This is a genomic window from Amycolatopsis sp. NPDC045836 (assembly GCF_056431745.1).
This window is the reverse complement of record NZ_JBWKKF010000013.1, coordinates 207,973-231,684: the sequence shown is the minus strand read 5'-3', so window position 1 is coordinate 231,684 and position 23,712 is coordinate 207,973. Positions and strand designations below refer to the sequence as shown.

Annotated in this window: 20 protein-coding genes; 17 read left to right on the top strand and 3 right to left on the bottom strand. The window is 70.2% G+C overall.

The window, feature by feature from the left end; all coding sequences use genetic code 11:
• The first annotated feature begins 60 nt into the window (after nt 1–60).
• Complete coding sequence (locus AC07EG_RS25290) at nt 61–2,433, top strand: sensor histidine kinase (RefSeq protein WP_478255651.1); 2,373 nt, start codon at nt 61–63, stop codon at nt 2,431–2,433.
• 236 nt (nt 2,434–2,669) lie between these two features.
• Here the strand turns inward: AC07EG_RS25290 and AC07EG_RS25285 are convergent, their stop codons facing one another.
• Nucleotides 2,670–3,275 carry a response regulator transcription factor gene (locus AC07EG_RS25285; protein WP_478255650.1) on the bottom strand — a complete coding sequence of 202 codons (606 nt, stop codon included), beginning with the start codon at nt 3,273–3,275 and terminating at the stop codon, nt 2,670–2,672.
• A gap of 322 nt (nt 3,276–3,597) precedes the next feature.
• Here AC07EG_RS25285 and AC07EG_RS25280 point away from each other — a divergent pair, with 322 nt between their 5' ends.
• The 16 genes from AC07EG_RS25280 (at nt 3,598) to AC07EG_RS25205 (ending at nt 21,073) form a co-directional block, all read left to right on the top strand.
• Nucleotides 3,598–4,134, top strand: coding sequence for a hypothetical protein (locus AC07EG_RS25280; RefSeq protein ID WP_478255649.1), 537 nt, complete (start codon nt 3,598–3,600; stop codon nt 4,132–4,134).
• Nucleotides 4,135–4,181: 47 nt separating this feature from the next.
• Entirely contained in the window at nt 4,182–5,003 is an 822-nt protein-coding gene (locus AC07EG_RS25275; RefSeq protein WP_478255648.1) for a helix-turn-helix transcriptional regulator, read from the top strand.
• 13 nt (nt 5,004–5,016) lie between these two features.
• On the top strand, nt 5,017–6,015 hold the full coding sequence (locus AC07EG_RS25270; RefSeq protein WP_478255647.1) for a DUF1702 family protein: 999 nt from the start codon (nt 5,017–5,019) through the stop codon (nt 6,013–6,015).
• A 177-nt stretch (nt 6,016–6,192) separates the two neighbouring features.
• Nucleotides 6,193–7,167, top strand: coding sequence for a DUF1702 family protein (locus AC07EG_RS25265; protein ID WP_478255646.1), 975 nt, complete (start codon nt 6,193–6,195; stop codon nt 7,165–7,167).
• A complete protein-coding gene (locus AC07EG_RS25260) occupies nt 7,164–9,089 on the top strand; it encodes a CRTAC1 family protein (protein WP_478255645.1) in 1,926 nt (641 codons plus the stop codon). The genes AC07EG_RS25265 and AC07EG_RS25260 overlap by 4 nt, the downstream gene beginning before the upstream one ends.
• A gap of 3 nt (nt 9,090–9,092) precedes the next feature.
• The gene (locus tag AC07EG_RS25255) at nt 9,093–10,166 is read left to right on the top strand and encodes an enediyne biosynthesis protein (protein ID WP_478255644.1); all 1,074 of its coding nucleotides are present in this window, start codon (nt 9,093–9,095) and stop codon (nt 10,164–10,166) included.
• The gene (locus tag AC07EG_RS25250; RefSeq protein WP_478255643.1) at nt 10,163–11,545 is read left to right on the top strand and encodes a cytochrome P450; all 1,383 of its coding nucleotides are present in this window, start codon (nt 10,163–10,165) and stop codon (nt 11,543–11,545) included. The genes AC07EG_RS25255 and AC07EG_RS25250 overlap by 4 nt, the downstream gene beginning before the upstream one ends.
• 376 nt (nt 11,546–11,921) lie before the next feature.
• Entirely contained in the window at nt 11,922–12,452 is a 531-nt protein-coding gene (locus AC07EG_RS25245) for a DUF5987 family protein (RefSeq protein WP_478255710.1), read from the top strand.
• Nucleotides 12,449–14,101 carry an FAD-dependent oxidoreductase gene (locus AC07EG_RS25240; RefSeq protein ID WP_478255642.1) on the top strand — a complete coding sequence of 551 codons (1,653 nt, stop codon included), beginning with the start codon at nt 12,449–12,451 and terminating at the stop codon, nt 14,099–14,101. Before AC07EG_RS25245 ends, AC07EG_RS25240 begins: the two co-directional genes overlap by 4 nt.
• Nucleotides 14,102–14,104: 3 nt before the next feature.
• Nucleotides 14,105–14,695, top strand: a complete 591-nt coding sequence (locus tag AC07EG_RS25235; RefSeq protein ID WP_478255641.1) for a hypothetical protein — start codon at nt 14,105–14,107, stop codon at nt 14,693–14,695.
• Between the two features lies 1 nt (nt 14,696).
• On the top strand, nt 14,697–15,299 hold the full coding sequence (locus AC07EG_RS25230) for a DUF6239 family natural product biosynthesis protein (RefSeq protein ID WP_478255640.1): 603 nt from the start codon (nt 14,697–14,699) through the stop codon (nt 15,297–15,299).
• Between the two features lie 39 nt (nt 15,300–15,338).
• Entirely contained in the window at nt 15,339–16,364 is a 1,026-nt protein-coding gene (locus tag AC07EG_RS25225; protein WP_478255639.1) for a carboxymuconolactone decarboxylase family protein, read from the top strand.
• A 151-nt stretch (nt 16,365–16,515) separates the two neighbouring features.
• The gene (locus AC07EG_RS25220; RefSeq protein WP_478255638.1) at nt 16,516–17,337 is read left to right on the top strand and encodes a TIGR03084 family metal-binding protein; all 822 of its coding nucleotides are present in this window, start codon (nt 16,516–16,518) and stop codon (nt 17,335–17,337) included.
• Nucleotides 17,334–18,146, top strand: a complete 813-nt coding sequence (locus AC07EG_RS25215; protein ID WP_478255637.1) for an SAM-dependent methyltransferase — start codon at nt 17,334–17,336, stop codon at nt 18,144–18,146. Before AC07EG_RS25220 ends, AC07EG_RS25215 begins: the two co-directional genes overlap by 4 nt.
• Nucleotides 18,147–18,170: 24 nt before the next feature.
• Nucleotides 18,171–19,721, top strand: coding sequence for a class I SAM-dependent methyltransferase (locus tag AC07EG_RS25210; RefSeq protein WP_478255636.1), 1,551 nt, complete (start codon nt 18,171–18,173; stop codon nt 19,719–19,721).
• On the top strand, nt 19,721–21,073 hold the full coding sequence (locus AC07EG_RS25205) for an FAD-binding oxidoreductase (protein ID WP_478255635.1): 1,353 nt from the start codon (nt 19,721–19,723) through the stop codon (nt 21,071–21,073). The genes AC07EG_RS25210 and AC07EG_RS25205 overlap by 1 nt, the downstream gene beginning before the upstream one ends.
• Nucleotides 21,074–21,256: 183 nt before the next feature.
• Here AC07EG_RS25205 and AC07EG_RS25200 read toward each other — a convergent pair whose 3' ends face one another.
• Both AC07EG_RS25200 and AC07EG_RS25195 read right to left on the bottom strand, forming a co-directional pair.
• Nucleotides 21,257–21,670 (bottom strand): enediyne antibiotic chromoprotein, encoded by a 414-nt coding sequence (locus AC07EG_RS25200; protein ID WP_478255634.1) that lies wholly within the window; start codon nt 21,668–21,670, stop codon nt 21,257–21,259.
• A 177-nt stretch (nt 21,671–21,847) separates the two neighbouring features.
• Nucleotides 21,848–23,452, bottom strand: a complete 1,605-nt coding sequence (locus AC07EG_RS25195; RefSeq protein WP_478255633.1) for an MFS transporter — start codon at nt 23,450–23,452, stop codon at nt 21,848–21,850.
• Nucleotides 23,453–23,712: the final 260 nt, after the last annotated feature.

Here is a 23,712-nt window from a genome sequence, read left to right as displayed (position 1 = left end):
GCTGGGTAGCCTCGGCAGCGCCTTTCGGCGTCCTGGCCGGCGGTCGTGAGGGGAGTTCCGGTGAGCACTGCGATTGCGGACAGACGACCCGACTTCGACGCGGAACCGCCCGAGGCCACCGGGAGGACCAACTGGGTGCCGGACATCCCGCCCCGGCTGGCCTTCGGCATCCTGGCGCTGGTGATGGCCGGGTTCTCGGTCAACGCCACGCTCGGGGTGATCTTCCGGATCGGCACCTTCTGGGACGTCTTCTTCTGCGTCTTCTGCGTGCTGGCGATGACCGGCCTGCAACTCGGTTACGTTTCCCGGCCCAATGCGGGGAAAACCCGGCGGCGCACCACGCTGGCCCTGCTCGGCCAGGCGTGCCTGGTGGGCGTGCCGATCGTGGAGTTCGGCCCGCGCTGGCACGGGTTCACCGGGGTGTTCCTCGGCAGCGTGCTGTTGCTGCTGCCCGCCGTGGTGGCCTGGCCGCTGCTGGGCACGGTGGTGGCGCTGATGGGCTTCCTCGAGTGGACCCGCGGCGCCGGGCTGGTGGTGGCGCCGTGGGCGGTGACCAACGCGATGGTCGCCACCCTGCTCACCGCGATGATCACCTACGGCCTGTCGCGGCTGGTGCGGCTGGTCAGCGAGCTGCACGCGGCCCGGCACGACCTGAGCCGGATGGCCGTGGCGAGCGAGCGGCTGCGGTTCTCGCGGGACGTGCACGACCTGCTGGGGTTGAGCCTGTCGGCGATCACGTTGAAGACGGAGCTGACGAACCGCCTGCTGACGGAGTACCCGGAGCGGGCGCGCAAGGAGCTCGAGGACATGCTGGTGATGTCCCGCCGCGCGCTGGCGGACGTCCGGATGGTGGCCAGCGGACGCCGCCGGCTCTCGTTCGACGAGGAGTGCAGGCAGGCCCAGTCCGCCTTGTCGGCGGCCGAGGTGAACGTGCGGATCTCACGGGACGACCGCGAACTCGACGGGCGGGCGGGCACGGTGCTGGCCACGGTGCTGCGCGAGGGCGTGACCAACGTGCTGCGGCACAGCGACGCCAGCTGGTGCGAGATCTCCGTGCACGAGGTCGGCGACGTGATCCGCCTGGTGATCGCCAACGACGGGGTCACCGGGGAAGCCGCCGATTCCGCGCCGGGAGCGGGCAACGGCATCCGGAACCTGTCCTACCGGGTGTCGCAGCTGAACGGCGAGCTGAGCGTGTCCGCCGAGGGCGGCCGCTACCGGCTGCAGGTGGACGTGCCGGTGTCGGCGCTGGTGGTGCGCGGGGACGAGGGCGAGGAAGCCGAGGAGCGCGCCAGCACCAAACCGCTGTGGACGCCCGGCATCGCGCCGAAGATGGCCAACGCCATCCTGGCCACGGTGCTCGGTGCCATCGCGGTGAACACCAGCATCGGCATCGCGGTCAGCTACGGCGACTTCTGGCAGGGCCTGCTCAGCGCGACCTTCGTCGGCCTGCTGGCCGGGCTGCAGTTCGGCTACGTCTCCCGGCCGGAGGCGCTGCGGACCCCGCTGCGCACCGCGCTGGTGCTGGTGGCGCAGGCGTCGCTGGTGTTCCTGCCGATCCTGCACTTCGGGCCGCTCTGGCACGGCGCGGTCGGCCTGTTCGCCGGCAGCGCGCTGGTGCTGCTGCCTTCCCTGGCGGCGGTGCCGGTGGCGGCGCTGGCGCTGGTCGCGATCGGCAGCCTGGAGCTGTTCGCCGGGCTGGGCAACATCACGCCGTGGTACTCGGTGCCGTCGGTGGTGGTCGGGAACCTGATCACCACGCTGGTGGTGTTCGGCCTGTCGCGGCTGGTGCAGCTGGTCAGCGAGCTGCACGCGGCCCGCGACGAGTTGAGCCGGATGGCGGTCGCGGAGGAGCGGCTGCGGTTCTCGCGGGACGTGCACGACCTGCTGGGGTTGAGCCTGTCGGCGATCACGTTGAAGACGGAGCTGACGAACCGCCTGCTGACGGAGTACCCGGAGCGGGCGCGCAAGGAGCTCGAGGACATGCTGGTGATGTCCCGCCGCGCGCTGGCGGACGTCCGGATGGTGGCCAGCGGGAAGCGAGAGCTTTCGCTGGACGAGGAGTGCCGCCAGGCGAAGTCGGCGTTGTCCGCCGCCGAGGTGGACGTCCGGATCTCGCGGGACGACCGGGAGCTGGACGGCCCGGTGGGCACGGTGCTGGCCACGGTGCTGCGCGAGGGCGTGACGAACGTGCTGCGGCACAGCGAGGCCGAATGGTGCGAGATCTCGGTGCGGGACCTGGACGGCAGCGTGCGGCTGGTGATCACCAACGACGGGGTCACCGTGAACGACGCGGCCCCGGCCCCGAACGCCGGCAACGGCATCCGGAACCTGTCCCACCGCCTGTCCCGGCTGGGCGGCGAACTCACCGTCGAAACCGACCCGGACGGCCGCTACCGCCTCCGCGCCGACGTCCCGGTGGCCACCGGCTGATCCCCACCGCTCGTTTCCCGCCAGTGGTGGACCCGCGGTCGAGCGGGCCGGGTTCCGCGTCGCGGGCAGGCAACTTTCCAAGCCCCCCAAGGAGTTTCCATTCCGGTTGGTACGTTCGGGGGTAAACCCGGCGCCTATTCAACCGATGCGGCTGATAACACCGTTGCCGAGGATGATTGTCATCTCCGGCGAGGCGGCTTTGCCGGTATTTGTGACGCCGCCATTCGAGCAAATGGTCACAGCCAGTCGTTTTCCTTCGCGATCCGGATGGCGTCGACGCGATTGCGGGCATTGAGCTTGGTGACCACCGTGGTCAGGTAGTTACGCACGGTTCCGGGAGAAAGAAACAGCTGTGCCGCGATGTCCGCCACGTTCTGACCGGCGGCGGCCAGGCGCAGGATCTCGATCTCCCTGGTGGCCAGCGGGCAGTCCTCGGTGTCCCAGGCCGCCAGCGCCAGCTCGCTGTCGATCACCCGCCTGCCCACGGCCACCTGCCGCACCGCGTTGGCCAGCTTCTTCGACGGCGCGTCCTTGAGCATGAAGCCGTTGACCCTGGCGTCCAGCGCCCGGCGCACCGTGCCCGGCCTGCCGAGGCTGGTCAGGATCAGCGTCCGGCAGTCCGGCAGGCTGGCGTGCAGCTCGGTCGCGGCGGTCAGGCCGTCCTTGCCGGGCAGGTCGATGTCGATGATGGCCACGTCGGGCTGGTGCTTCTGCGCGGCGGGCAGGATCTCGTCGCCGGATGCCACTTCGGCGACCACGGTGATGTCGGCCTCGAGGTTCAGCAGGGCGACCAGCGCGCCGCGCAGCATGTGCATGTCCTCGGCCAGTAGAACATTGATCACTTCGCGCCTTTCGCTCGACGTAATCGCCTCCTCAGAATAATCGCTCATCAGTGTTCTCCGTGTCCTTCGATCGAGAAAAAAGTCCGGCGAACGTTATACCGAGGGTGCACCATTTCCCGCCCGATCTGACTATGTGCAACCCCAATGGGTCTCGGCTTCGTTTCGACCTCGGTTCGAGTCGCCGAATGCATGCTTACTCCCAGCAGTTGAGTCGGGTCGGGACGCTGGGGGAGGGACAATGACAACGAACCTCTGCGCATCGGCGTCCTGCCGGACCGGTCGTGGAACCGGCTCCGTCACCTCGATCATCCCAGGTCCGCGTTTGTGCGCGCAGTGCCGGGCCCGGCTGGACCAGACCTTTCGGGCGGTCCCCGGCTGGTACGCCCGGTGCGCCAGGGTGCTGGCGGACGGCCGCGCCGATTCCGCCGGACAGCCCGGGGCGACTAGCCCGTCCGGCCGCCGGGCCGCCACCGCCGCGGCCGAACTGTGCGCCTCGCTGCAGGACTTCCTGCGCGCCTGGTGCGAACGCACGGTGACGAACTCGCCCGTCCAGGGCTCCCTGGCGATGGCCGCCTTCCTGCACACCCGGCTCGACGAGCTGGTGCGGCACCCGCGGGCGGGTGAGCTGCTGGACGGCCTGGAGGCGCTGGTCGCCGAGGCCCGGCGGATCGCCCACCCCAACCCGTTGCTGCACACCGAACTGGGACCCTGCCGCCACCCCGGCTGCGACCGGGTGGTCCGGATCTCGGTCCGCGTGAACTCCGAACTTCCGCCGCCGCGGCTGAGCTGCGACGCGGGACACCCGTGGCTGCCCGCACCGGGGGCAGCCGCACGGTACCGGCCGGAGCGTGCCGCATGAACCACCGCGGTCAGCTCGCCAACTCGTCCACCCAGGGAGTGCCCATCATGCAACCGGCCGTCCGCCAAGCCATCGCCGCGATGCACGAGCGCTACTTCGAGCCCATCACGCTGAACGACCTCGCCGCCGAGGTCTTCGTCAGCCCGTTCCACTTCTCCCGGATCTTCTCCAGGGCCACCGGGGTCACCCCCGGTCGCTACCTCACCGCGGTCCGGTTGTTCGAGGCCAAGCGGCTGCTGCTGACCACCTCCCTGACCGTCTCCGACATCGTCTGCAGCGTGGGCTACAGCAGCGTCGGCACCTTCACCAGCCGGTTCACCAGGGCCGTCGGCATGAGCCCCACCCAGTACCGCGACCCGATGGTCAGCGAACTGCTGATCGCGATGGCCCCGCACTTCCAGCGGCTGCCGTCGCTGAAGACGCTGCGCGACGCCGGGCAGAGCTGCGCCGTGCCGCAGAACGCGGGCGGCTCGGTGGTCGGGCGGCTGGACATGCCGCCGGGCAAGACCACCGGCAACGTGCTGGTCGGCGTGTTCGCCGAGGCCATCCCGCAGTGCGGCCCGGTGGCCTTCAAGGGCATGGCCGACAGCGGGTCCACCGAGCTGATCCTGAACAACGTGCCCCCGGGCCGCTGGCACGTGATCGCGGTGGCCGAGCACCCCGGTGCGCTGGGCGAGGGCCGGTCGTACTCGATCGCCACCACCGCCCCGATCACCATCTCCGGCGACGAGACCGCCGCGGTGAACCTGCGGCTGCGCCCGGTCCGCCCGACCGATCCGCCGATCGCCATCACGCTGGCCTCGCGGGTCACCACCGACGTCAACGCCGTCGCCCTGCCCCGGGTGCGCGAACTGCCCGCCGTCGCCTGAAAGGACCTCCCCGATGTCGACCCTGCTCGGCTCACTGCGACGGCGGGTGCTGGCGCCGTCGTTCCAGGCGGTCAGCTTCGCCGGCCGCGGCTTCGACGTGGTCCCGACCGCGGCCACCGCCCGGCTGGAGGCCATTCCGCAGGCCGTGGTCGCCGGTTTCGAATGGGGCATCGACAGCCCCGGCCAGTGGGACCTCGAACGGCGGCTGGACCTGGTCGAGGCCGAGTACCGCGGCTTCGCCTACGAGGGCGCGACGATGGCGTCGGCGGTGCTCGACGCGATGAGCTTCCGCCCGTCCAGCCGCACCAGGGACTTCCTGCTGGGGCCCGGCCAGCCGCACATCTTCCTCACCTACATCGGCATCGGGTTCGCCATGGCGCGCCTGCCCCGGCCGCTGTGGAAGAAGATCGTGCCGGACATCAGCGGCACGCCGTACCACCCGACGATGAGCTGGCTGGCCGTCGACGGCTACGGCTTCGACCGCGCGTACTTCGACACGAAGAAGATCGTCGGGCGGCAGCACGTGCTCAAGCCGTACCCGTGGGACGGCCACCCCGGCTACTTCGGCCGCGCGGTGGACCAGGGCATCGGCCGGGCGCTGTGGTTCATCAACGGCGGCCACCCCGGCGGCGTGGCGGCCGCGGTGGCCCGGTTCGCGCCCGAGCGGCGGGCCGACCTGTGGAGCGGTGTGGGCCTGGCGGCGACCTTCGCCGGCGGCTGCGACGCCGACGGCCTGGCCTCCCTGCGTGCCCCGGCCGGTGCGCACGCGCCGGAGCTGGCGCTGGGTGCGGTGTTCGCCACCAAGGCACGCACGTATTCCGGTTTTGTGCCACCGCACACCGAAACCGGTATCCGCGCACTCGGCGGGATCTCCGTTCCCGAAGCCGTGCGGATCGCCGACGAAACCGAAGTGCCGCACGACGCCGGTGATGCGCAAACACCGGCGTACGAACTCTGGCGTGATCGCATTCGCCGGGAATTCGCGCCCTCGAGATTGCGCTCAGTGGCCTGACCCAGCCCTTCGACCGCGGCCGCCGCTCTCTCCCGTGGAGCGGCGGCCGCTTCCGTTCGCAAGCCCCTGACCTGCGGTGCTTCGGCAAGGATGGAGTAGAACGCGCCGGTGGCCGCCTGGGAAAGTAAAGGCACGAGTGCTCCGGAATTCGATTCTACCCGTTAGGGGGAGAGCGAGTTGGGTAATGGCTGGCGTGCGCTGCGGCGCCGCATTCTGACTCCGAACGTGGTGGAAACCACTTTGGACAAACGAGGCTTCCACAAGAAGAACCCGGCCGCACAGGAACTGCTGGAGAAGGTCGGCCGGATCTTCCTCGACGGCTACGGGTACGCGGTCGAAGCCAGGACGACCGCCGACGCGATGGAGCGCTTGGACCAGATCCCGGAGCGGTTCCGCGGCTTCGCCTACGAAGGCGCGGGCATGGGCTGGGCGATGCTCGACGGCCTTCCGCTGCCCGGCAGGGGCCGCACCCAGGAGAGCCTGGTCAGCGGCGGCGACCCGCACAACTACCTGATCTACGTCGGGGTCGGCTGGGCGATGGCCCGCCTGCCGAAGTTCCGCTGGCCCGACCCGGCGGGGTTCGACCCGCTGCTGCGCTGGCTGGTGCTCGACGGCTACGGCTTCCACCAGGCGTACTTCCGCACCGCGAAGTACATCCACCAGCAGTACCAGGAGGAGCGGTTCGACTGGCCGGTGGCTTCGCCGTACACGAACCGCGCGATCGACCAGGGCATCGGCCGGGCGCTGTGGTTCATCGGCGGCACCGACGCGAAGCTGGTCACCTCGATGGTGCGTGACTTCCCCGAGTCGCGGCACTCCGACCTCTACGGCGGCATCGGCCTCGCCGCGACCTACGCCGGTGGCGCCGACCCGGGCGAGCTGCGGTACCTCCGCGACCACGCCGGCGCGCACCGCGGGATGCTCGCGCAGGGCTCCGCCTTCGCCGCCGAGGCCCGCGTGCGCGCCGGCCTGCTCGTGCCGCATTCCGAAGCCGCCGCGGAGATCCTCTGCGGCACCGACGCGGTGACCGCCGCGAAGGTCACCCGGGACGTCCGGCCCGCCGTTCCGATCGACGGTGCGGTCCCGGCTTTCGAGACTTGGCGTCAGCAGATCGCCAACGAGTTCGTTTCCATTGGAGGTGTTCACCTATGACCGCGACAGTCCACTGGCTGCGCAAGCAGCTGGCCGGGATCGTTGCCCTCGTCCTCGTGGCGGGCATGTTCCTGGTCAGCAGCCTGCCGGAGACGTCGGCGGCCGAGCAGGACGAGCTGGCCGCAGGCTACGGCTTCGAGCCGAAGTCGATCGCCATGCCGAGCGGCTTCCCGCAGCAGGAGATCCGGCAGGTCAACCAGGACTACAAGCACATCGACGCCTGGATCTCCTCGGTCGGCGCCGGTATCGCGATGAACGACGTCGACGGCGACGGGCTCGCGAACGACCTGTGCGTCACCGATCCGCGGATCGACCAGGTGGTGATCACCCCGACCCCGGGCAAGGGCGACCAGCGCTACGCGCCGTTCGCGCTGAAGACCGGGAACCTGCCGATGAACGACGTGATGGCGCCGATGGGCTGCGCTCCCGCGGACTTCAACGAGGACGGCCGCACCGATCTGCTGGTCTACTACTGGGGCCGCACGCCGATCGTGTTCCTCGGCAAGGCCGAGGCGAAGGGCATGCCGCTGGACGCCAACTGCTTCGTGCCGGTCGAGCTGGTCCCCGGCTCCACCGCGGCGAAGTACAACGGCCCCCAGTGGAACAGCAACACCGTCGCGATCGACGACTTCGACGGTGACGGGCACATCGACATCTACCTCGGGAACTACTTCCCGCACAGCCCGGTCCTCGACCCCTCGGTCAAGGGCGGCGTGGAGATGAACGACTCGCTGTCGAACGCCTCCAACGGCGGTGAGGACTACTTCTTCCGCTGGACCGGTGCGAACGCGACCGGCGTGCAGTACCAGCAGCTCGACAGCGTCATCCCGACCGACCTGTCGAAGGGCTGGGTGCTCGGTGCCGCGGCCAACGACGTCGACGGCGACCTGCTGCCCGAGCTGTACCTGGCGCAGGACCACGGCAAGGACGCGATGCTGCACAACCGGTCCACCCCGGGCAACATCCGGTTCGAGCCGATCGTGGACGGCAAGTCCCCGACCGTGCCGAAGTCCAAGCGCATCGGCGGCGACTCGTTCAAGGGCATGTCCGCGGAGTGGGCCGACCTCGACCGCAACGGGCTCTACGACCTGTTCGTCAGCAACATCACCACCTCGTTCGGCATCGAGGAGAGCAACTTCCAGTTCATGAACACCGCCGGCAGCCAGTCCGAGCTGCGGGCGCAGCTGCAGGCCGGGGAAGCGGCGTGGGAGGACCGGAGCACCGACCTCGGCACCGCGTGGTCCGGCTGGGCCTGGGACATCAAGTCCGAGGACTTCAACAACAGCGGCAAGCCCGCCATCGCCCAGGCGACCGGATTCGTCAAGGGTGAGGTCAACCGCTGGCCGCAGCTGCAGGAACTGGCCACCTCGAACGACCTGACCGTGCGGCACCCCGAGTGGTGGCCGAACATGGTCCAGGGCGACGACGTGGCGGGCAGCCAGAAGCTGGCGTTCTTCGTGCCGAAGGCCGACGGCGGTTTCGTCAACCTGTCCGAGCAGCTCGGCCTCGGGGTGCCGGTGCCGACCCGCGGCATCGCCACCGGGGACGCCGACGGTGACGGCCGGATCGACCTGGCCGTGGCCCGCCAGTGGGACCAGCCGGTCTTCTACCAGAACACCGCGCCCTCGGCGGGTGAGTTCCTCGGGCTGAAGCTGACCCACCCGGACGGTGCGCCGGTGGTCGGCGCCCAGGTCTGCGTGAAGACCGCGGACGGCCGCACCATCCTCGGCCGCGTCGACGGCGGCAGCGGGCACTCCGGCAAGCGCAGCAACGACGTCCACATCGGACTCGGTGACGTCACCGGCGCGCAGGACGTGAAGGTGTCGTGGCGCGACCGCACCGGTCAGGCGCACGAGCAGGAACTGAAGCTGAACCCGGGCTGGCACTCGCTCCAGCTCGGCACGCAGGCCAAGGAGAGGTGAGTCATGGCCGAGCAGAAACCCAGTGGCCCGCCGCAGCAATCCGCGGCCCCGAAGCAGAACTCCGGTGGTCCGCCGCGCGACCCCAAGGTGATCACGGCCCTGCGCCGGTTCGCGATCTCGATGACGGTGTTCAACATCCTCGGTTACACGGTGCTCGGCTTCGAGCAGCCATGGCTGTGGCCGTTCCTGGCCCTGGCCACCGGTTACACCGTGGAACTCGGCCTGGAAATGGTCAACGCCAGGGTCGAGGGCCGCGCCCCGCGCTTCCTCGGCAGCGGGTTCAAGGGCCTGGTCGAGTTCCTGTTCCCCGCGCACATCACCAGCCTCGCGGTGAACATGCTGACCTACCCGAACGACCAGCTCCTGGTGATGCTGTTCGGCATCGTGGTCGCGGTCGGCGCGAAGTGGGTGCTGCGGGCCCCGGTCCGCGGCAGGCTGCGCCACTACATGAACCCGTCGAACTTCGGCATCGCGGTGATCCTGCTGGTGTTCCCGTGGGCCAGCATCGCCCCGCCGTACCACTTCACCGAGAACGTCAGCGGTGTGATCGACTGGCTGATCCCGGTGCTGATCATCGTCGCGGGCACCATGCTGAACGCGAAGCTGACCGGCCGGATGTGGCTGATCTTCGGCTGGCTGAGCTTCTTCGCGCTGCAGTCGGTGGTGCGCGGCGTGCTGCTGGACACCGCGATCCTCGGTGCGCTGGGCACGATGACCGGGGTGGCGTTCGTGCTGTTCACCAACTACATGATCACCGACCCCGGCACCACGCCGTCGAAGCCGGCTTCGCAGTTCGCCTTCGGCGCCGGGGTGGCGACCCTGTACGGGCTGCTCACCGGGGCCGGGATCGCCTACGGGCTGTTCTTCGCCACGGCCGGGGTCTGCCTGATCCGCGGTGGTTTCCTCTGGGCGCTGCACTTCGTCAACAAGGCGCGGGTGCAGTTCGAGGCGCAGCAGAAGGAACTGGCGGAGAAGGCGAAGCTGGAAGCGGCCCCGCCCGCGGTCGAAGCGGTGCCCGCGCCGGTGTCCATCGCGGCGAAGGCGGTCGACCCGCCACCGGCCGAGAAGGCGGCGTGAGGCCGTTCAAGCGGACGCGGAACCCCGGCGGCACCCCTCGACGGGTGCCGCCGGGCCCGCCCCGGTCCGCTACCTTCCGGCTGCTCAAGCACCTGGCGGGCGACCGCCTCCGGCTGATGTCGGAAGCGGCGGACACCTACGGCGACGCGGTGCGGATGGCCATCGGCCCCAAGACGCTGTACTTCTTCAACCACCCGGACCCCGCCAAGCACGTGCTGGCCGACAACGCGGCCAACTACCACAAGGGCATCGGGCTGGTCCAGGCGAAGCGCGCGCTCGGCGACGGCCTGCTGACCAGCGAGGGCCAGCTGTGGCGCAAGCAGCGCAAGATCATCCAGCCCGCGTTCCAGCACAAGCGGATCGTGGCGCAGGCGGGCATCGTGGCCGAGGAGGGCGCGAAGCTGGTCGACCGGCTGCGGGCCCGCGCCGGTGGTGAGCCGCTCGACATCACGCAGGAGATGACCGGGCTGACCCTCGGTGTGCTCGGCCGCACCCTGCTGGGCGCCGACCTCGGTGCCTTCGACGCGGTGGGCCACTCGTTCGAAGCCGTGCAGGACCAGGCGATGTTCGAGATGGTCACGCTGTCGATGGTGCCGATGTGGGTGCCGCTGCCCAAGCAGCTGCGCTTCCGCGCGGCCCGGCGGGAACTGCAGCGGGTGGTCGACGCCCTGGTCGCCCACCGGGACGCCGCGGGCGGCGCCATCGGCGACGACGTCCTTTCGCGACTGATCGTGTCCACCAGGGAGGAGGCGGACCCGGCGGTCGGCGAGCAGCGCATGCGGGACGAGCTGGTCACCCTGCTGCTGGCCGGGCACGAAACCACGGCGAGCACGCTGAGCTGGTCGCTGCACCTGCTCGACCGGCACCCGGAGGTCGCCGAACGGCTGCGGGCCGAGGCGCTGGAGGTGCTCGGGGACCGGTTGCCGCAGCACGAGGACATCCGGAAACTGGTGTACACCAACCAGGTCATCTCCGAGGCGATGCGGTTGTACCCACCGGTGTGGATCCTGCCGAGGCTCGCGCTGGAGGACGACGAGGTCGCCGGCTACCACGTCCCGGCGGGTTCGGACGTGGTGGTCTGCCCGTACACCATGCACCGGCACCCGGCCTTCTGGGACCGCCCGGCGGCCTTCGACCCGGACCGCTTCGCCCCGGACGCCACCGCGGGCAGGCCGCGGTACGCCTACATCCCGTTCGGTGCCGGTCCGCGGTTCTGCGTCGGGAACAGCCTCGGCCTGATGGAGGCGGTCTTCGTGCTGGCGATGATCGCCAGGGAGCTGACGCTCACCGGTGTCCCGGGGCACCGGGTGGTCGCCGAACCCATGCTCTCCCTGCGCGCCAAGGGCGGCTTGCCCATGACGGTGCGGAAGGCCACCTGACCCGCCGGCGGATCCCCGCCTCCCACCCCCCGGGGATCCGCCGGCACCCTTCAGCCACCCCTTGGCCTTCGAACCGGTGCCCGACAAGTGGCCACCACACCGCACAACCGGGCAGCCGAAACCAGGTGACTCCAGAAACCAGAATCACCCCTCCCCACCAACCGGCGGCCGGGCACCAAACCCGAGCAGCCACCCACACCCCCCGGCCCCACCCCGGTCTTCGCCGTAGTCACACTAAAAAACCGGGGTGGCCCCCGACGAAGCACCCATTCGGCAACGCAGAAGACGTGTGCCCACCAGCAACCCTGATTCCATGGAACACAAGCTACGCAGCCAAAAAGAGGAGACGCCCGTGGACGCGCGTGCAGTCAAGGTGATGACGCTCGAAGCGTATGCCGACACGATCGTTCCCGGCGAGAAGCGCCACCCCGAGGACCACGCCATCGCCGGGGTCTCCGAGGGGCCGGGGTCGGTCGAGGCCGGTGCCATCGAGCTGCTGGAGACCGAGGCCACCGGGGTGACCGCCGGGCTCGACTTCCTCGTGCCGATGCTCAACGGGCACGCCAGGGCCTACGCCGAGGAGCACGGCACCACCCTCGACCCGGAGCTACCCGAGTTCGTCGCGCTGTCCTACGAGGACCGGGTCCAGCTCATCCTCCGGCTGACCAAGAACGGCCACCCCGAGAAGGACGGCTGGGTCAGCCTGGCCCTGTTCTGCAACATGGCCTTCGACAGCGCCCCGCACCTGAGCACCGCTCAGGCCATCGCCGACGGGCACCCCGGCCTGCTGGCGATGGGCATCTCCACGCCGGACGCGGACGGGCTGTGGCGGTTCCCGAACTACTCCTACGGACGGCAGCTCGCCGAACTCCACCCGGACACCACGCCTTCAGGGAGCCCCGCATGACCAGCGACAAAACCGAGGTCCTCATCGTCGGCAGCGGTTTCGGCGGTGCCATCGCGGCCTACCACCTGGCCGCCGGCGGCGCCAAGGTCACCGTGCTCGAACGCGGCCCGTGGCTGGAGAGCAAGGACTTCGACCACGACTTCCTGCTCGGTTCCTCCTACACCAGGGCGTTCGACTTCGTCGTCGGTGACGGGATGAGCGTGCTCGGCGGCAACTGCGTCGGCGGCGGCAGCGTGGTGTACTTCGCCGCGATGCCGCGCGCGCCGAAGTTCGTCTTCGAGCGGCACGGCAGCATCGGCCGCCGCATGTGGCCCGCCGAGATCAGCCGCGACACCCTCGAACCGTGGTACGACCGGGTTTCCGAGTCGATCCCGGTGTCCCAGCAGGACTGGAACGACGTCACCTACTCCGGTGGCCTGTGGGCCGCGGCCTGCCACCACTCCGGCCGCACCGCGAACCCGACCCCGGTCGCCATCGACAACGCCAAGTGCACCAACTGCAACTGGATGATGGGCGGCTGCCGGTTCGACGCGAAGCGCTCGCTGCTGACCAACTACCTGCCCGCGGCGCTCGCCCACGGCGCGACCATCCGCCCGCTGCACGAGGTGCAGAAGATCGAGCGCACGCCCGACGGCGGCTACCGCGTGCACTACAACGTCATCGACGACGTCGACTACCGCGTGCACACCGAAAGCGGCTCGATCGAGGCCAAGATCGTCATCCTGGCCGCCGGTGCCGGGGCCACCCCGGTCATCCTGCAGCGCTCGGCGGAGTCGCTCGGCAAGATGCCGCACGGCGTCGGCCGGTACTTCTCCGGCAACGGCGAGCGCCTGAACACCGCCATCCTCAACGAGGACAAGGTGCGCGAGGTGCTCGGACTGTCCCGTGAGGACGGTCTGGCGTACGAGGCGAACCAGATCGGCAAGGGCCCCACCGTGGCCTGCTGGGACCGGCTCGACGAGAAGCTGCCGGAGTACTCCCGCTACTCGATGGAGCAGCTGTACTTCCCGCCCGGCCTCGGCACCATCCTCGCCCAGGTCCCCGGCGGCGACGCGCCGACCTGGTTCGGCAAGGAGAAGAAGGAGATCCTCAAGCGCTGGAAGTCGTGGCTGACGATCTTCCTGATGACCGAGGACGACAACGAGGGCGTGTTCGGCCCGCCGCCGCCCACCGGCAACGCCTTCCGCGTCTCCCAGCAGATGCTCGGCCGCGGCGCGCTGAAGTACGACCCGACGCCGAACACGCTCAGCGGCTGGGCCAAGGCCGACGCCGAGGTCAAGGAGATCATGGAGAAGGACGGCCTGGCCACCATCGCGCCCTGGACCAACGACGTGGTCGGCGCGTACACCGTGCACCCGCTGGCCTCCTGCCGCATCGGGGACGACGCCGCCACCTCCGCGCTGCACCCGAACCACGAGCTGCGCGACCACCCCGGCATCTTCGTCACCGACGGGTCCGCGGTGCCGGGCGCGCTCACCGTCAACCCGGCGATGACCATCGCCGCGCTGGCCGAACGCGCTGTTCCCGGAATTGTCAAGGCCGCACAAAACCGCGGGATCGACGTAAAGTACGGCGCACCGTCCCCCGATGGCGCGACCAGCGGGCGGCGGGGGGTCACCAAGTTGGCACTGAGTCTGGCGGGAGACTGACGAATGGCGGGAACACGCACTTCCGGGGGCTGGAAAGCGTTCAGCGAGAAGCTGAACACCGATTGGCACAAGGCCGCGTTGCTGCTCTACAGCGTGGTCGTGGTGGCGCACTGGGCCGAACACCTCGCCCAGGCGTTCCAGATCTACGCGCTCGGCTGGCCGGTTCCGGAGGCCAGGGGTGTGCTCGGTATGCCGTTTCCCTGGTTGGTCACCTCCGAATGGATGCACTACGGTTACGCCATTCTGATGATGGTCAGCTTCATCATCCTCCGCCACGGTTTTGTCGGCCGGGCGAAGACGTGGTGGCGGGCGGCCATGTGGATCCAGGTGTGGCACCACTTCGAACACCTGCTCCTGCTGCTGCAGGCGCTCACCGGGGCCAACCTGATGGGCGCGGCGAAGCCGACCAGCATCGCGCAGCTGCTGATCCCGCGGGTGGAGCTGCACCTGTTCTACAACACCCTGGTGACCATCCCGATGATCGTCGCGATGGTCTACCACCTGCGCCCCAGCGCGGAGGAGCGGGCGATGATGCGCTGCGCCTGCGCGCTGCGGCACACCGCGTCCGAGCGGCCCAAGGCCGGGGTGGCCTGACGTGCCGGAGGTGACGCAGGGGCCGCACGACCACGTGATCACCTTCGGCGTCACCACCGGCACGCTCTGGCTGCAGGTGCTGCTGGTCGCCGCCGCGCTCACGGTCGCCGCCTGCGCGCTGGTCCGCCCGTTCTTCACCGAACAGGAGCGGCTCGCGCGGGAGGTGGTGGCCTGGGCGGCGGCGGTGGCCGGCGTGCTCACCCTGCTGCTCACCGAGGGCCTCGACCTGCCGCAGCAGTTCGCCGCGGTGTTCCTGGCCGGGCTCGGCGTGCCGCTGTTCCTGGCGCGCCGTCCCGGCCACGGCGCGGCGGAACCCCGGGTGCTGCGGGTGCTGCACCACCTGACCCCGTGGGTGCTGCTGGCCGCCGCGACCGGCGCCGGCGTCGAGTTCGCTCGAGCCTGGCTCGGGGCGGGGTCGGACCGGGCCGGAGTGCTGCTGCACACCGGGCTGGTGATCGCGCTGGTCGGGCTGTCCTGGTTCACCACCTGGCGACCCGCTCCCGGCCGGACGAAGGTGCTGGTCAACGGCGTGGGCTGGGTCCTGGCCAGTGTGGTGGTCGCGGGCACCGCGCACGTCGCCACCCTGACCGTGGCCGCCGGCTAGCGCTTCGGCCGCCGGTGGCCTGAGACGAAAGGCCACCGAATGACACCGACACCCATCCGGCTCGCGCTGCGCCGCACGCTCAAGCAGGTCCGCCACGTGCGGCCGGTCCACCCCCGCCGGGCGGACGGCCTGGTCCGCGCGGTGTACCGGCAGGTCGAGCGGGACTTCGGCATGCTGGCACCGCCGACCGCACTGCACTCGCCGTCCCCGGAGGTGCTCGCCGCGGCGTGGACGATGCTGCGGGAGTCGCTGATCACCGGCGGCACCGCGAGCCGTGCGGCGAAGGAGGCCGTGGCTTCGGCGGTCTCGGTCCGCAACGCCTGCCCGTACTGCGTCGAGGTGCACGGCGCCACGATGGCCGGGCTCATGCCCGCGGCGGACGCCGCGGCGATCACCGGTGACGACCTCGGCGCGGTCACCGATCCGGAGATCCGCGCTGCCGCGGCCTGGGCGCGCGGGGACTCCGTGGAGCTGCCCGCGGCCGAGCTGATCGCGGTGGCGTTCACCTTCGAATACCTCAACCGCATGGTGCACGTGTTCCTCGGGCCGTCCCCGCTGCCGCCGGAGGTGCCGGAGAACGCGGCGAGGTTCGTGCGCGGCCTGCTCGGGCGGTTCCTGCTCCCCGGCACGACCCCGGTTCCCGGCGCGGCCGTGGAACTGCTCCCGGCCGGGGGAAACGCGCCCGAATGGGCGAGCGGATTGCTCGCCGACGCATTCGGCCGAGCTTCCGCGGCTTTCGAAGCGGCGGGGTCGCGTTCGCTCTCGCCCGCCGTTCGAGAATTGGTCGAAAAACGGCTGGCCGAGTGGGCGGGCGAGTCGCTGGGGCTCAGCCGGGCCTGGGTGGAGCCGCTGGTGGCGGGCTTGGCCGCCGAAGATCGCGCCCCCGCGCGCCTCGCCCTGCTCACCGCCTTCTCCGCGTTCCAGGTCGATGAGTCCATTGTAGAATCAGTGCGCGGTGCTGACCGGACCGTTGTGGAAATCACCTCCTGGGCTGCGTTTTCCGCCGCCCGCCGCGCGGTGGAACTGCGGGTGGCGAAGGCGGAAAAGGAGAAGACCGCCCGCTGACGCCGAGCCCATACTCGAATGCGTCAGATCGCCCGCCCGGTCAAAGCGAGACCGCCACAACCCTGCGACGACGGTTCGGCTCCTGCGAAGGCGATCCGCGATCTGCGCCCCGGCGAACGCCGTGCACCTCCCCGGGTGCACGGCGAACGTCATGTTCACACGTGGAGAGGACGGACCGGTGAAGGACTTCCAGCAGGTGATCGCCGACCTGACCGCCGAAGCCGCGGAGTTCGACCGGCTGGTGGCTGACCTCGGCGAGGCGGCATGGGCCCAGGCCACCCCGGCCCCGGGCTGGAGCATCAAGCACCAGGTCGGGCACCTGGCGTTCATCTTCAAGATCGCCGGGCTGGCCGCCGCGGAACCCGCCGTGTTCAACGCCATCACCGCGAAGATCGGCCCCGGTGGCTTCGAGGCCGCGGTCAACGGCGCGCTCGAGGAGTACATCCACGACCCCGCCGAATCGGTGCTCACCCGCTGGCGGGCCGAGCGCGACACCGGCATCAAGGCGCTCGCCGCGGTGCCCGCCGACCAGGTGGTGCCGTGGCTGGTCAACCCGCTGCCGCCGGCCGTGCTGGCCTGCGCGGGCATGATGGAGCTGTTCGGCCACGGCCAGGACATCGCCGACGCGCTCGGGGTCACCCGTGAGAAGACCGACCGGATCGGCAACCTCGCCGGCTTCGCCGTGCGCACCTGGAACTTCGGTTACCAGGCGCGGAACCTGCCCGAGCCCGACGTCCAGTTCCGCTTCGAGCTGACCGCCCCGTCCGGCGCGTTGTGGGCGTTCGGCCCGGCCGAGTCCGAGGAGCGGATCACCGGTGACGCCTGGGACTTCTGCCTCCTGGTCACCCGCCGCCGTCACCGCGACGACCTGGACCTGACCGCCACCGGCGCCGAAGCCGACCGCTGGCTGGACCTGGCCCAGGCGTACCGCGGTCCGGCGGGGGCGGGCCGGCGGCCGGGCCAGTTCTCATGAGCATCTCCGAGGAGATCGGCAGGCACTACGACGAGCGCTCGCCGATCGGGGACGAGCTGCGCGACGGCCAGATCCACATGTGGTACTGGTTCGACCGCGACGACGAAGCCACCCTGCCCGAGGCCGTGCACCGGATGAGCCGCAAGGTCACCGACACCCTCGGCCTGCGTCCCGGCGAGCACCTGCTCGACGCGGGCTGCGGGCCGGGGGAGACGGCGGTCTACCTGGCGGGCGAGTTCGGCGTCCGGGTCACCGGGATCACGCTCAGCGCCTACGAGATCGCCCAGGGCGGCAAGCGCGCCGAGGCGGCCGGGGTGGCCGGCCGCGTGCACTTCGAATACGGCGACTTCACCGCTCTGTCCTACCCGGACAACTCGTTCGACGCCGTGCTGGCGCTGGAGTCCCTGCAGAACGCCCCGGACCTGGCGACCGTGCTCGCCGAGTTCCACCGGGTGCTGCGGCCGGGCGGGCGGCTGACCTTCTCCGACTTCAGCCTGGAGTCCGATCGCGACCCGGCCCGCGTGGCGAAGTTCGTCGAGACGCTCAAGCTCGGCGCGCTCCCGACGCTGCCCGAGTGGCTCGACCTGACGCGGGCCGCCGGGTTCGCGGTCGAGGAGTACACCCAGTGCGGGCCGCGGGCGTTCGGCATGAAAACGAAGTACCTGGAGACCGCGATGCGCAGCCGGGACGAGATCACCGCGAAGTTCGGTGAATCGGCGGTCGGCGAGTTCTCCCGCAACCACCTGGGTTTCTTCGCGCCGCGCAAGGACCAGATCGGTTACGTGATCGTCTCCGCCCGCAAGCACTGATCCCCTTGGAAAGGACGCGCAGAAATGACTGACGCCGCAACGGACTCGACCATCGCCGAACTGGTGAAGGCGTTCGCCAGCGCCCGGCCCGAGCAGGTCCAGGCCGAGTTCGAGAACCTGGCCGGTGCCGTGTGGCGCGAGGGCGTCCTGACCGAGCTGGCCCTGCCCGCCGCGCCGGTGCTGGTCGACGTGCTCGACCAGGTCAGCGAGGAGCACCAGGGCAGGCTGGTGATCCTGCTGGGGCTACTCGCCGAGGCCGAGTACCCCGAGCTCGGGCCGGTGAACCAGGCGGTGCGCGCGGGCCTGGACCAGTACCTGGCGCTGGTCACCCGCGAGTCGAACACGCAGGCGTTCACCCTGGCCCTGCTGTACCTGCTCTCGCACTTCCCCGCCGACCGCGAGCGCATCCTCGGCGCGGTGGCCGGCCTCGGGCTGGGGCCGGAGGAGCAGACGCGGCTGGAGCGCGCGCTGGCCTCGCTCGACCTGGCCAAGCCGGACCTCGGCCGGGTGTGGCCGGCGCCGTCGATCTGGGCGCTCAACGCCTCCGAGCAGGACTTCGACCAGAGCTGGATCAACGACCTGTCCACCGAGCAGATCACCACGAACTGGGAGAACGACACGAAGACCGTCTTCGGCTTCTCCGGTGCCAAGGCGTACTGGGCGGTGCTGAACGGGGACCCGGTGCAGGTGGCGCAGAACCCGCCGTCGCGGGCGGCGTCGGAGGAAGACCTCGATTCGAGCACCTCGGGGTTGTTCGGCCCGCACGTGGCCGCGTTCCGCTGCGCCAACTGCTCCGGCGCGCTGGAGATCCGCAACGAGACCGTTCGCTGCCCCGAATGCGCCACCGCGTACCCGGTCGCCAACGGCGTGCTCGACCTGACCGCGGGCATCGCCGAGACGATCAGCACCGGCAACGACGAGGAAACCGCCGACCTGCTGCAGAAGCTCGCCGAGATGCCGACCATGGGCCTGTACTACGAGTCCGTGCTGCGCCCGGCCTACCTGCAGATCGCCGGTTCGAACTGGGGCGGCGCGATCACCCCGTCGGACGAGGACGCCTACATCGCCACGCACATCGAGCCGGTCGACGGCCCGGTGCTCGACCTGGCGGCCGGGGCGGGCCGCTGGACCACGGTGGTCTCCGACACCGTCGGCCCGGACCGGCTGCTCGCGCTCGACATGGGCCTGCCGATGCTCAGCGTGCTGCGCAGCCGGTTGCCCGAGGTGCCCGCGGTGCAGGGGAGCGCGCTCGACCTGCCGTTCGCCGACGCCAGCTTCGGCGCGGTGAACATGTGGAACGCGCTGCAGGCCTTCCCCGACGACGCGGAGACCGCGATCCTGGAGGTCGGCCGGGTGCTGCGGCCGGGTGGCACGTTCACCTGCATGACCTTCCTGTTCGGGCAGGACCCGGTCTACCGGCACTTCCAGAAGTCGCACTTCTTCCCCAGCCGTCCCGCCGGGCACCTGCTGTTCGAGCTGGACGACATCAAGGCGTGGCTGGCGCGGGCCGGGCTGCGGATCGTCGAGCTGTCCGGGCCGGAGACCTTCGTCTTCTTCACCGCCGAGCGGATCTGATGGCCGTCCGGTTGCCGGGGCAGCCCGGTTACGAGGCGGCCACGTCGGTGTTCAACCTCACGGCCGCACCGGCGCCGGCGGCCGCGGCCGTGGTGTCCACCGTGGAGGAAGTGCGGGCGGCGCTGGAGTACGCGCGGTCGTTCCGGCTGGGCGTGCGGGTGCACACCACCGGGCACGCTTCGCCGACGCAGCGGCCGATGGAGTCCTGCCTGCTGCTGAAGGTGCGGCCTTCGGGCCCGGTCGAGGTCGACGCCGAACGCCGGGTGGCCCGGATCCCCGCGGGAACGCTGTGGGGGGCGGTCGCGGAGGCGGCCGCCCCGTACGGGCTCGCGGCACCACACGGTTCGTCGGGCACGGTCGGCGTGGTCGGCTACCTGCTTCGCGGTGGGATGAGCTACTACGGCCGTCAACTGGGCGTGGCGACGAACCTGGTGCGCGCGGTCGAGCTGGTGACGGCGGACGGTTCGCTGGTGCGGGCTTCGGCTGCGGAGAACCCGGAACTGTTCTGGGCGATCCGTGGTGGGGGCGGTGGGTTCGGTGTCGTGGTGGCTGTCGAGGTCGAACTGTTCCCGGCGGCGAAGGTGATCACCGGGTCGGCTTTCTGGGCGGGTGCTCATGCCGCTGAGTTGCTGGGCGAATGGTTGCGCTGGACGGTCGACGCACCGTGGGAGGCGACGACTTCGTTGCAGCTGATGAACCTGCCCGAGCTGCCGGAGATCCCGGAGGTGCTGCGTTCGGGTCCGGTGCTCAGCGTGGACGGGGCGGTGCTGGCGGTTTCGGAGGACGGGGTCGCCGTTGCGGAGGCGCAGGCCGCGGAGTTGCTGGGGCGGTTGCGTTCCGTGGCACCGCCTTTGCTGGACAGCTGGGCCCTGACGAAGCCCTCGGCGGTGCTCTCGGCGCACATGGACCCGGAAGACCCGGTGCCGATCGCGGGGGATCACCTGCTGCTGAGCGATCTGGATGCGGCGGGGGCCGCGGAGTTCCTGCGGGTGGTGGGGCCTGCTTCGGGTTCGCCGTTCATCAGCGCTGGGATGCGGCAGCTGGGCGGGGCCTATTCGGTGGCTGATCCGGCTGGTGGGGCGCTGTCCTCTTTGGCTGGGCGGTTCGCTTACTCGGGTGCCGGGCTGGTGGTGGACGAGGCTTCCGCGGCTGCGGTTTCGGCGCACTGCGAGCTGGTGCGCTCGGCTTTGTCCCCGTGGGATTCGGGGTGGACGGTGCCGAGTTTCGTGGAGAACTGGCAGCAGCCGCAGCGTCACTTGCCGGATGCTTCGGTTGAGCGGGTGAATGCGGTGCGTTCCTCGGTGGATCCGGATGGGGTTTTCGAGGGGGATGTTTCGCCGGGGGCCAGTTGAGCCACCCCGCTTTTTTGGTGTGACCACGGCGAAGACCTCGTTGTCAAGGCTGGGAAGCCTGACAACGAGGTCTTCGCCGTGTTTCGGCTGGGTGCTTGGACTCTTGAAGGCACGAATAGGAGCAGTCAGGGGAAGAACCGGGTGGGTGTGGCACGAATGGTGCCACACCCACCCGGGGGAACGTCAGCCGAAGGTGACGGGAGTGTTGGCGCCGGCGCTGCCGTCGGCGTTGTAGACGCCGATCACGCAGGTGACCGCCCCGCAGTCCACAGTGGTGCTACCGCCGCCGCCGATGGTGCCGGTGAAGGTTTTCCGGACGGTCAGCGGGACGGTGGCGGCACCGGCGCCGTCGGTGGTGACCGGCACGACACCGGCGGCGTCGCAGGCGAAATCGCCGTTCACGGTGCCGCAGAGGCCGGCGAAGTGCTCGACGTTCGCGGCCAGCCCGGTCGCCGAGACGGTCACCTCGGCACCGTCGGCCAGGCCCGTCGCCGGGGTCACCGAAACGGTGGCCGCGGCCGAGGCGCCCGCCTGCGAAGCCAGGGTGATCCCGGCGGCGAGGGCGATGGCGGCGATCAGCTTGGTCCCGTTCTGCACAGTATGACTCCATTCGACATGAATTGCGGGGAATTGGTTCGTCATCCACCAACGAAGTTACCGACTCCCGTGCAAAACGGTCAACAAAAGGAGCAAGGCAGAAGAACCGGAAACAAAAGCGACCCCCGGCCAGGCCCGGACTGCCTGGACGGGGGTCGCTTCGGGTGAAGCGAATGCTCAGCCTGCCGGAACGGCGGCTTCTTCCTTGGTCTCGCCCTCGGCCGGAGCCTCGTCGCCCGCGCCGGAGCCGTCGCCCGTGGCGGGGGCGTGGCGCAGCACGGTGGCGGCGACGATCGCCAGCAGGACCGCCAGCGAGGCGCTGACCGTCACGGTGACGCTGAGGCTGGTGCTGAACGCGGTGCGGGCCACCTCGAGCAGGCCCTCACCGGCCGCACCGGGCAGGGACTGCGCCGCCGCGGCCGCACCGGCGATGCTCTCGCGAGCCGCCTCGGCCGCCTCGGCGGGCACCCCGGCGGGAACGGCGATGTCGTCCATCTCGCCGCGGTACACCGCGGTGCCGATGACACCCATCGTCGCCACGCCCATCGCGATGCCGAACTCACCGCCGGTCTCCGACAGCGAGGACGCCGAACCCATCTTCTCCATCGGGACCGAAGAGAACACCAGCCCGGTGCTGAGCGAACCCATCGGGCCCGCACCGGCCGCGGAAACCACCAGCCCGGCCACCACGATCGCCAGGCCACCGGGGCCGTCGACGAAGGTGAGCAGCACGTAACCGGCGGCGACCGCCACCAGCCCGGTGGCGATGGCGTAACCCGGCCGCACCTTGCGGGCGATCACCGGTGCCACCATGACGCTGACGACGGTGGTCGCCGCCGAGGGCAGCAGCCACAGCGCCGCCTGCAGCGGCGACAGCCCTTCGACCACCTGCAGGTACAGGTTGATCAGCAGGTAGCTACCGCTCATGATGCCGCCGGCGGTGGTGATCGCGATGGCCGCGGTGAACGTCTTGTTGCTGAACAAGCGCATGTCCAGCAACGGGTTCTCCAGCGAACGCTGGCGCTTGACGAACACCACACCGAAGGCCAGGCCGACCACGATGGCCCCGATGCTGACCACGCCGATATCGAGCTTGGCCAGCTCCTTGAGGCCGTAGATGACCGGCAGGATGGTGGCCAGCGACAGGGCGACGCTGGCCAGGTCGAGCTTGCCGGCGTTCTCGTCGCGGTACTCCGGCAGCAGCGCCGGGCCGAAGACGACCAGCGCGAGCATCACCGGCACCGCGAGCAGGAACACCGAGCCCCACCAGAAGGCCTCCAGCAGCGCCCCGCCGATGACCGGGCCGAGCGCCATCCCGCCCATGAAGCAGGCCATCCAGACACCGATCGCGGTGCCCTGCTGCTTCGGGTCGGTGAACATGTTGCTGATCAGAGCCAGCGTGGACGGCATCAGGGTGGCGCCGGCGACACCCATCAGCGCCCGGCTGGCGATGAGCATCTCCGGGTTGGCCGAGAAGGCGGCCAGCACCGAAGCGACGGCGAAGGCCACCCCGCCGATCAGCAGCAGCCGCTTGCGACCGACCCGGTCACCCAGCGTCCCCATGGTCACCAGGAAACCGGCGATCAGGAAACCGTAGATGTCGGTGATCCACAGCTGTTCCGTACCGGTGGCACCCAGGTCCGCGCTGAGGTGGGGCAGCGCGAGGTACAGCACGCTGAGGTCCAGCGCCAGCAGCAGGGTGGGCAGTGCGAGCACCGCCAGTCCCAGCCATTCTCGCCGCCCGGCCCGCGCACCGGACCCGGCGTCGGCGGTCGTGTCCATAGAAATTCCCTCCGTAATGGTTTTGTCCGGGTCGTCGGGACAAATCGGTCACCTAACAGGATCGGTGGCGGCCGTAACGCTTCGCCAGTGTCCCGTTACCCAACTCGGCGTGCGTTTTTCACGTGCCGGAGATGACCGCCGCCCGGCAGGCGGGAAGACGTGTTATGGGCGGTGGAGCGGAATCTGGGCCCACGGGAATTCCCGGAAGATCGCGGTGGGGCGGGAACCGGATTCGCTCGAGAGCCGCTCGAGCCGGGTGG

Coding starts and splice junctions, on each gene's coding strand:
- AC07EG_RS25275 (WP_478255648.1), top strand. CDS start 4,182: ATGCAACCGGCCGTCCGCCAAGCCATCGCCGCGATGCACGAGCGCTAC.
- AC07EG_RS25270 (WP_478255647.1), top strand. CDS start 5,017: ATGTCGACCCTGCTCGGCTCACTGCGACGGCGGGTGCTGGCGCCGTCG.
- AC07EG_RS25260 (WP_478255645.1), top strand. CDS start 7,164: ATGACCGCGACAGTCCACTGGCTGCGCAAGCAGCTGGCCGGGATCGTT.
- AC07EG_RS25255 (WP_478255644.1), top strand. CDS start 9,093: ATGGCCGAGCAGAAACCCAGTGGCCCGCCGCAGCAATCCGCGGCCCCG.
- AC07EG_RS25245 (WP_478255710.1), top strand. CDS start 11,922: ATGACGCTCGAAGCGTATGCCGACACGATCGTTCCCGGCGAGAAGCGC.
- AC07EG_RS25240 (WP_478255642.1), top strand. CDS start 12,449: ATGACCAGCGACAAAACCGAGGTCCTCATCGTCGGCAGCGGTTTCGGC.
- AC07EG_RS25235 (WP_478255641.1), top strand. CDS start 14,105: ATGGCGGGAACACGCACTTCCGGGGGCTGGAAAGCGTTCAGCGAGAAG.
- AC07EG_RS25225 (WP_478255639.1), top strand. CDS start 15,339: ATGACACCGACACCCATCCGGCTCGCGCTGCGCCGCACGCTCAAGCAG.
- AC07EG_RS25220 (WP_478255638.1), top strand. CDS start 16,516: ATGTTCACACGTGGAGAGGACGGACCGGTGAAGGACTTCCAGCAGGTG.
- AC07EG_RS25215 (WP_478255637.1), top strand. CDS start 17,334: ATGAGCATCTCCGAGGAGATCGGCAGGCACTACGACGAGCGCTCGCCG.
- AC07EG_RS25210 (WP_478255636.1), top strand. CDS start 18,171: ATGACTGACGCCGCAACGGACTCGACCATCGCCGAACTGGTGAAGGCG.
- AC07EG_RS25205 (WP_478255635.1), top strand. CDS start 19,721: ATGGCCGTCCGGTTGCCGGGGCAGCCCGGTTACGAGGCGGCCACGTCG.
- AC07EG_RS25195 (WP_478255633.1), bottom strand. CDS start 23,452: ATGGACACGACCGCCGACGCCGGGTCCGGTGCGCGGGCCGGGCGGCGA.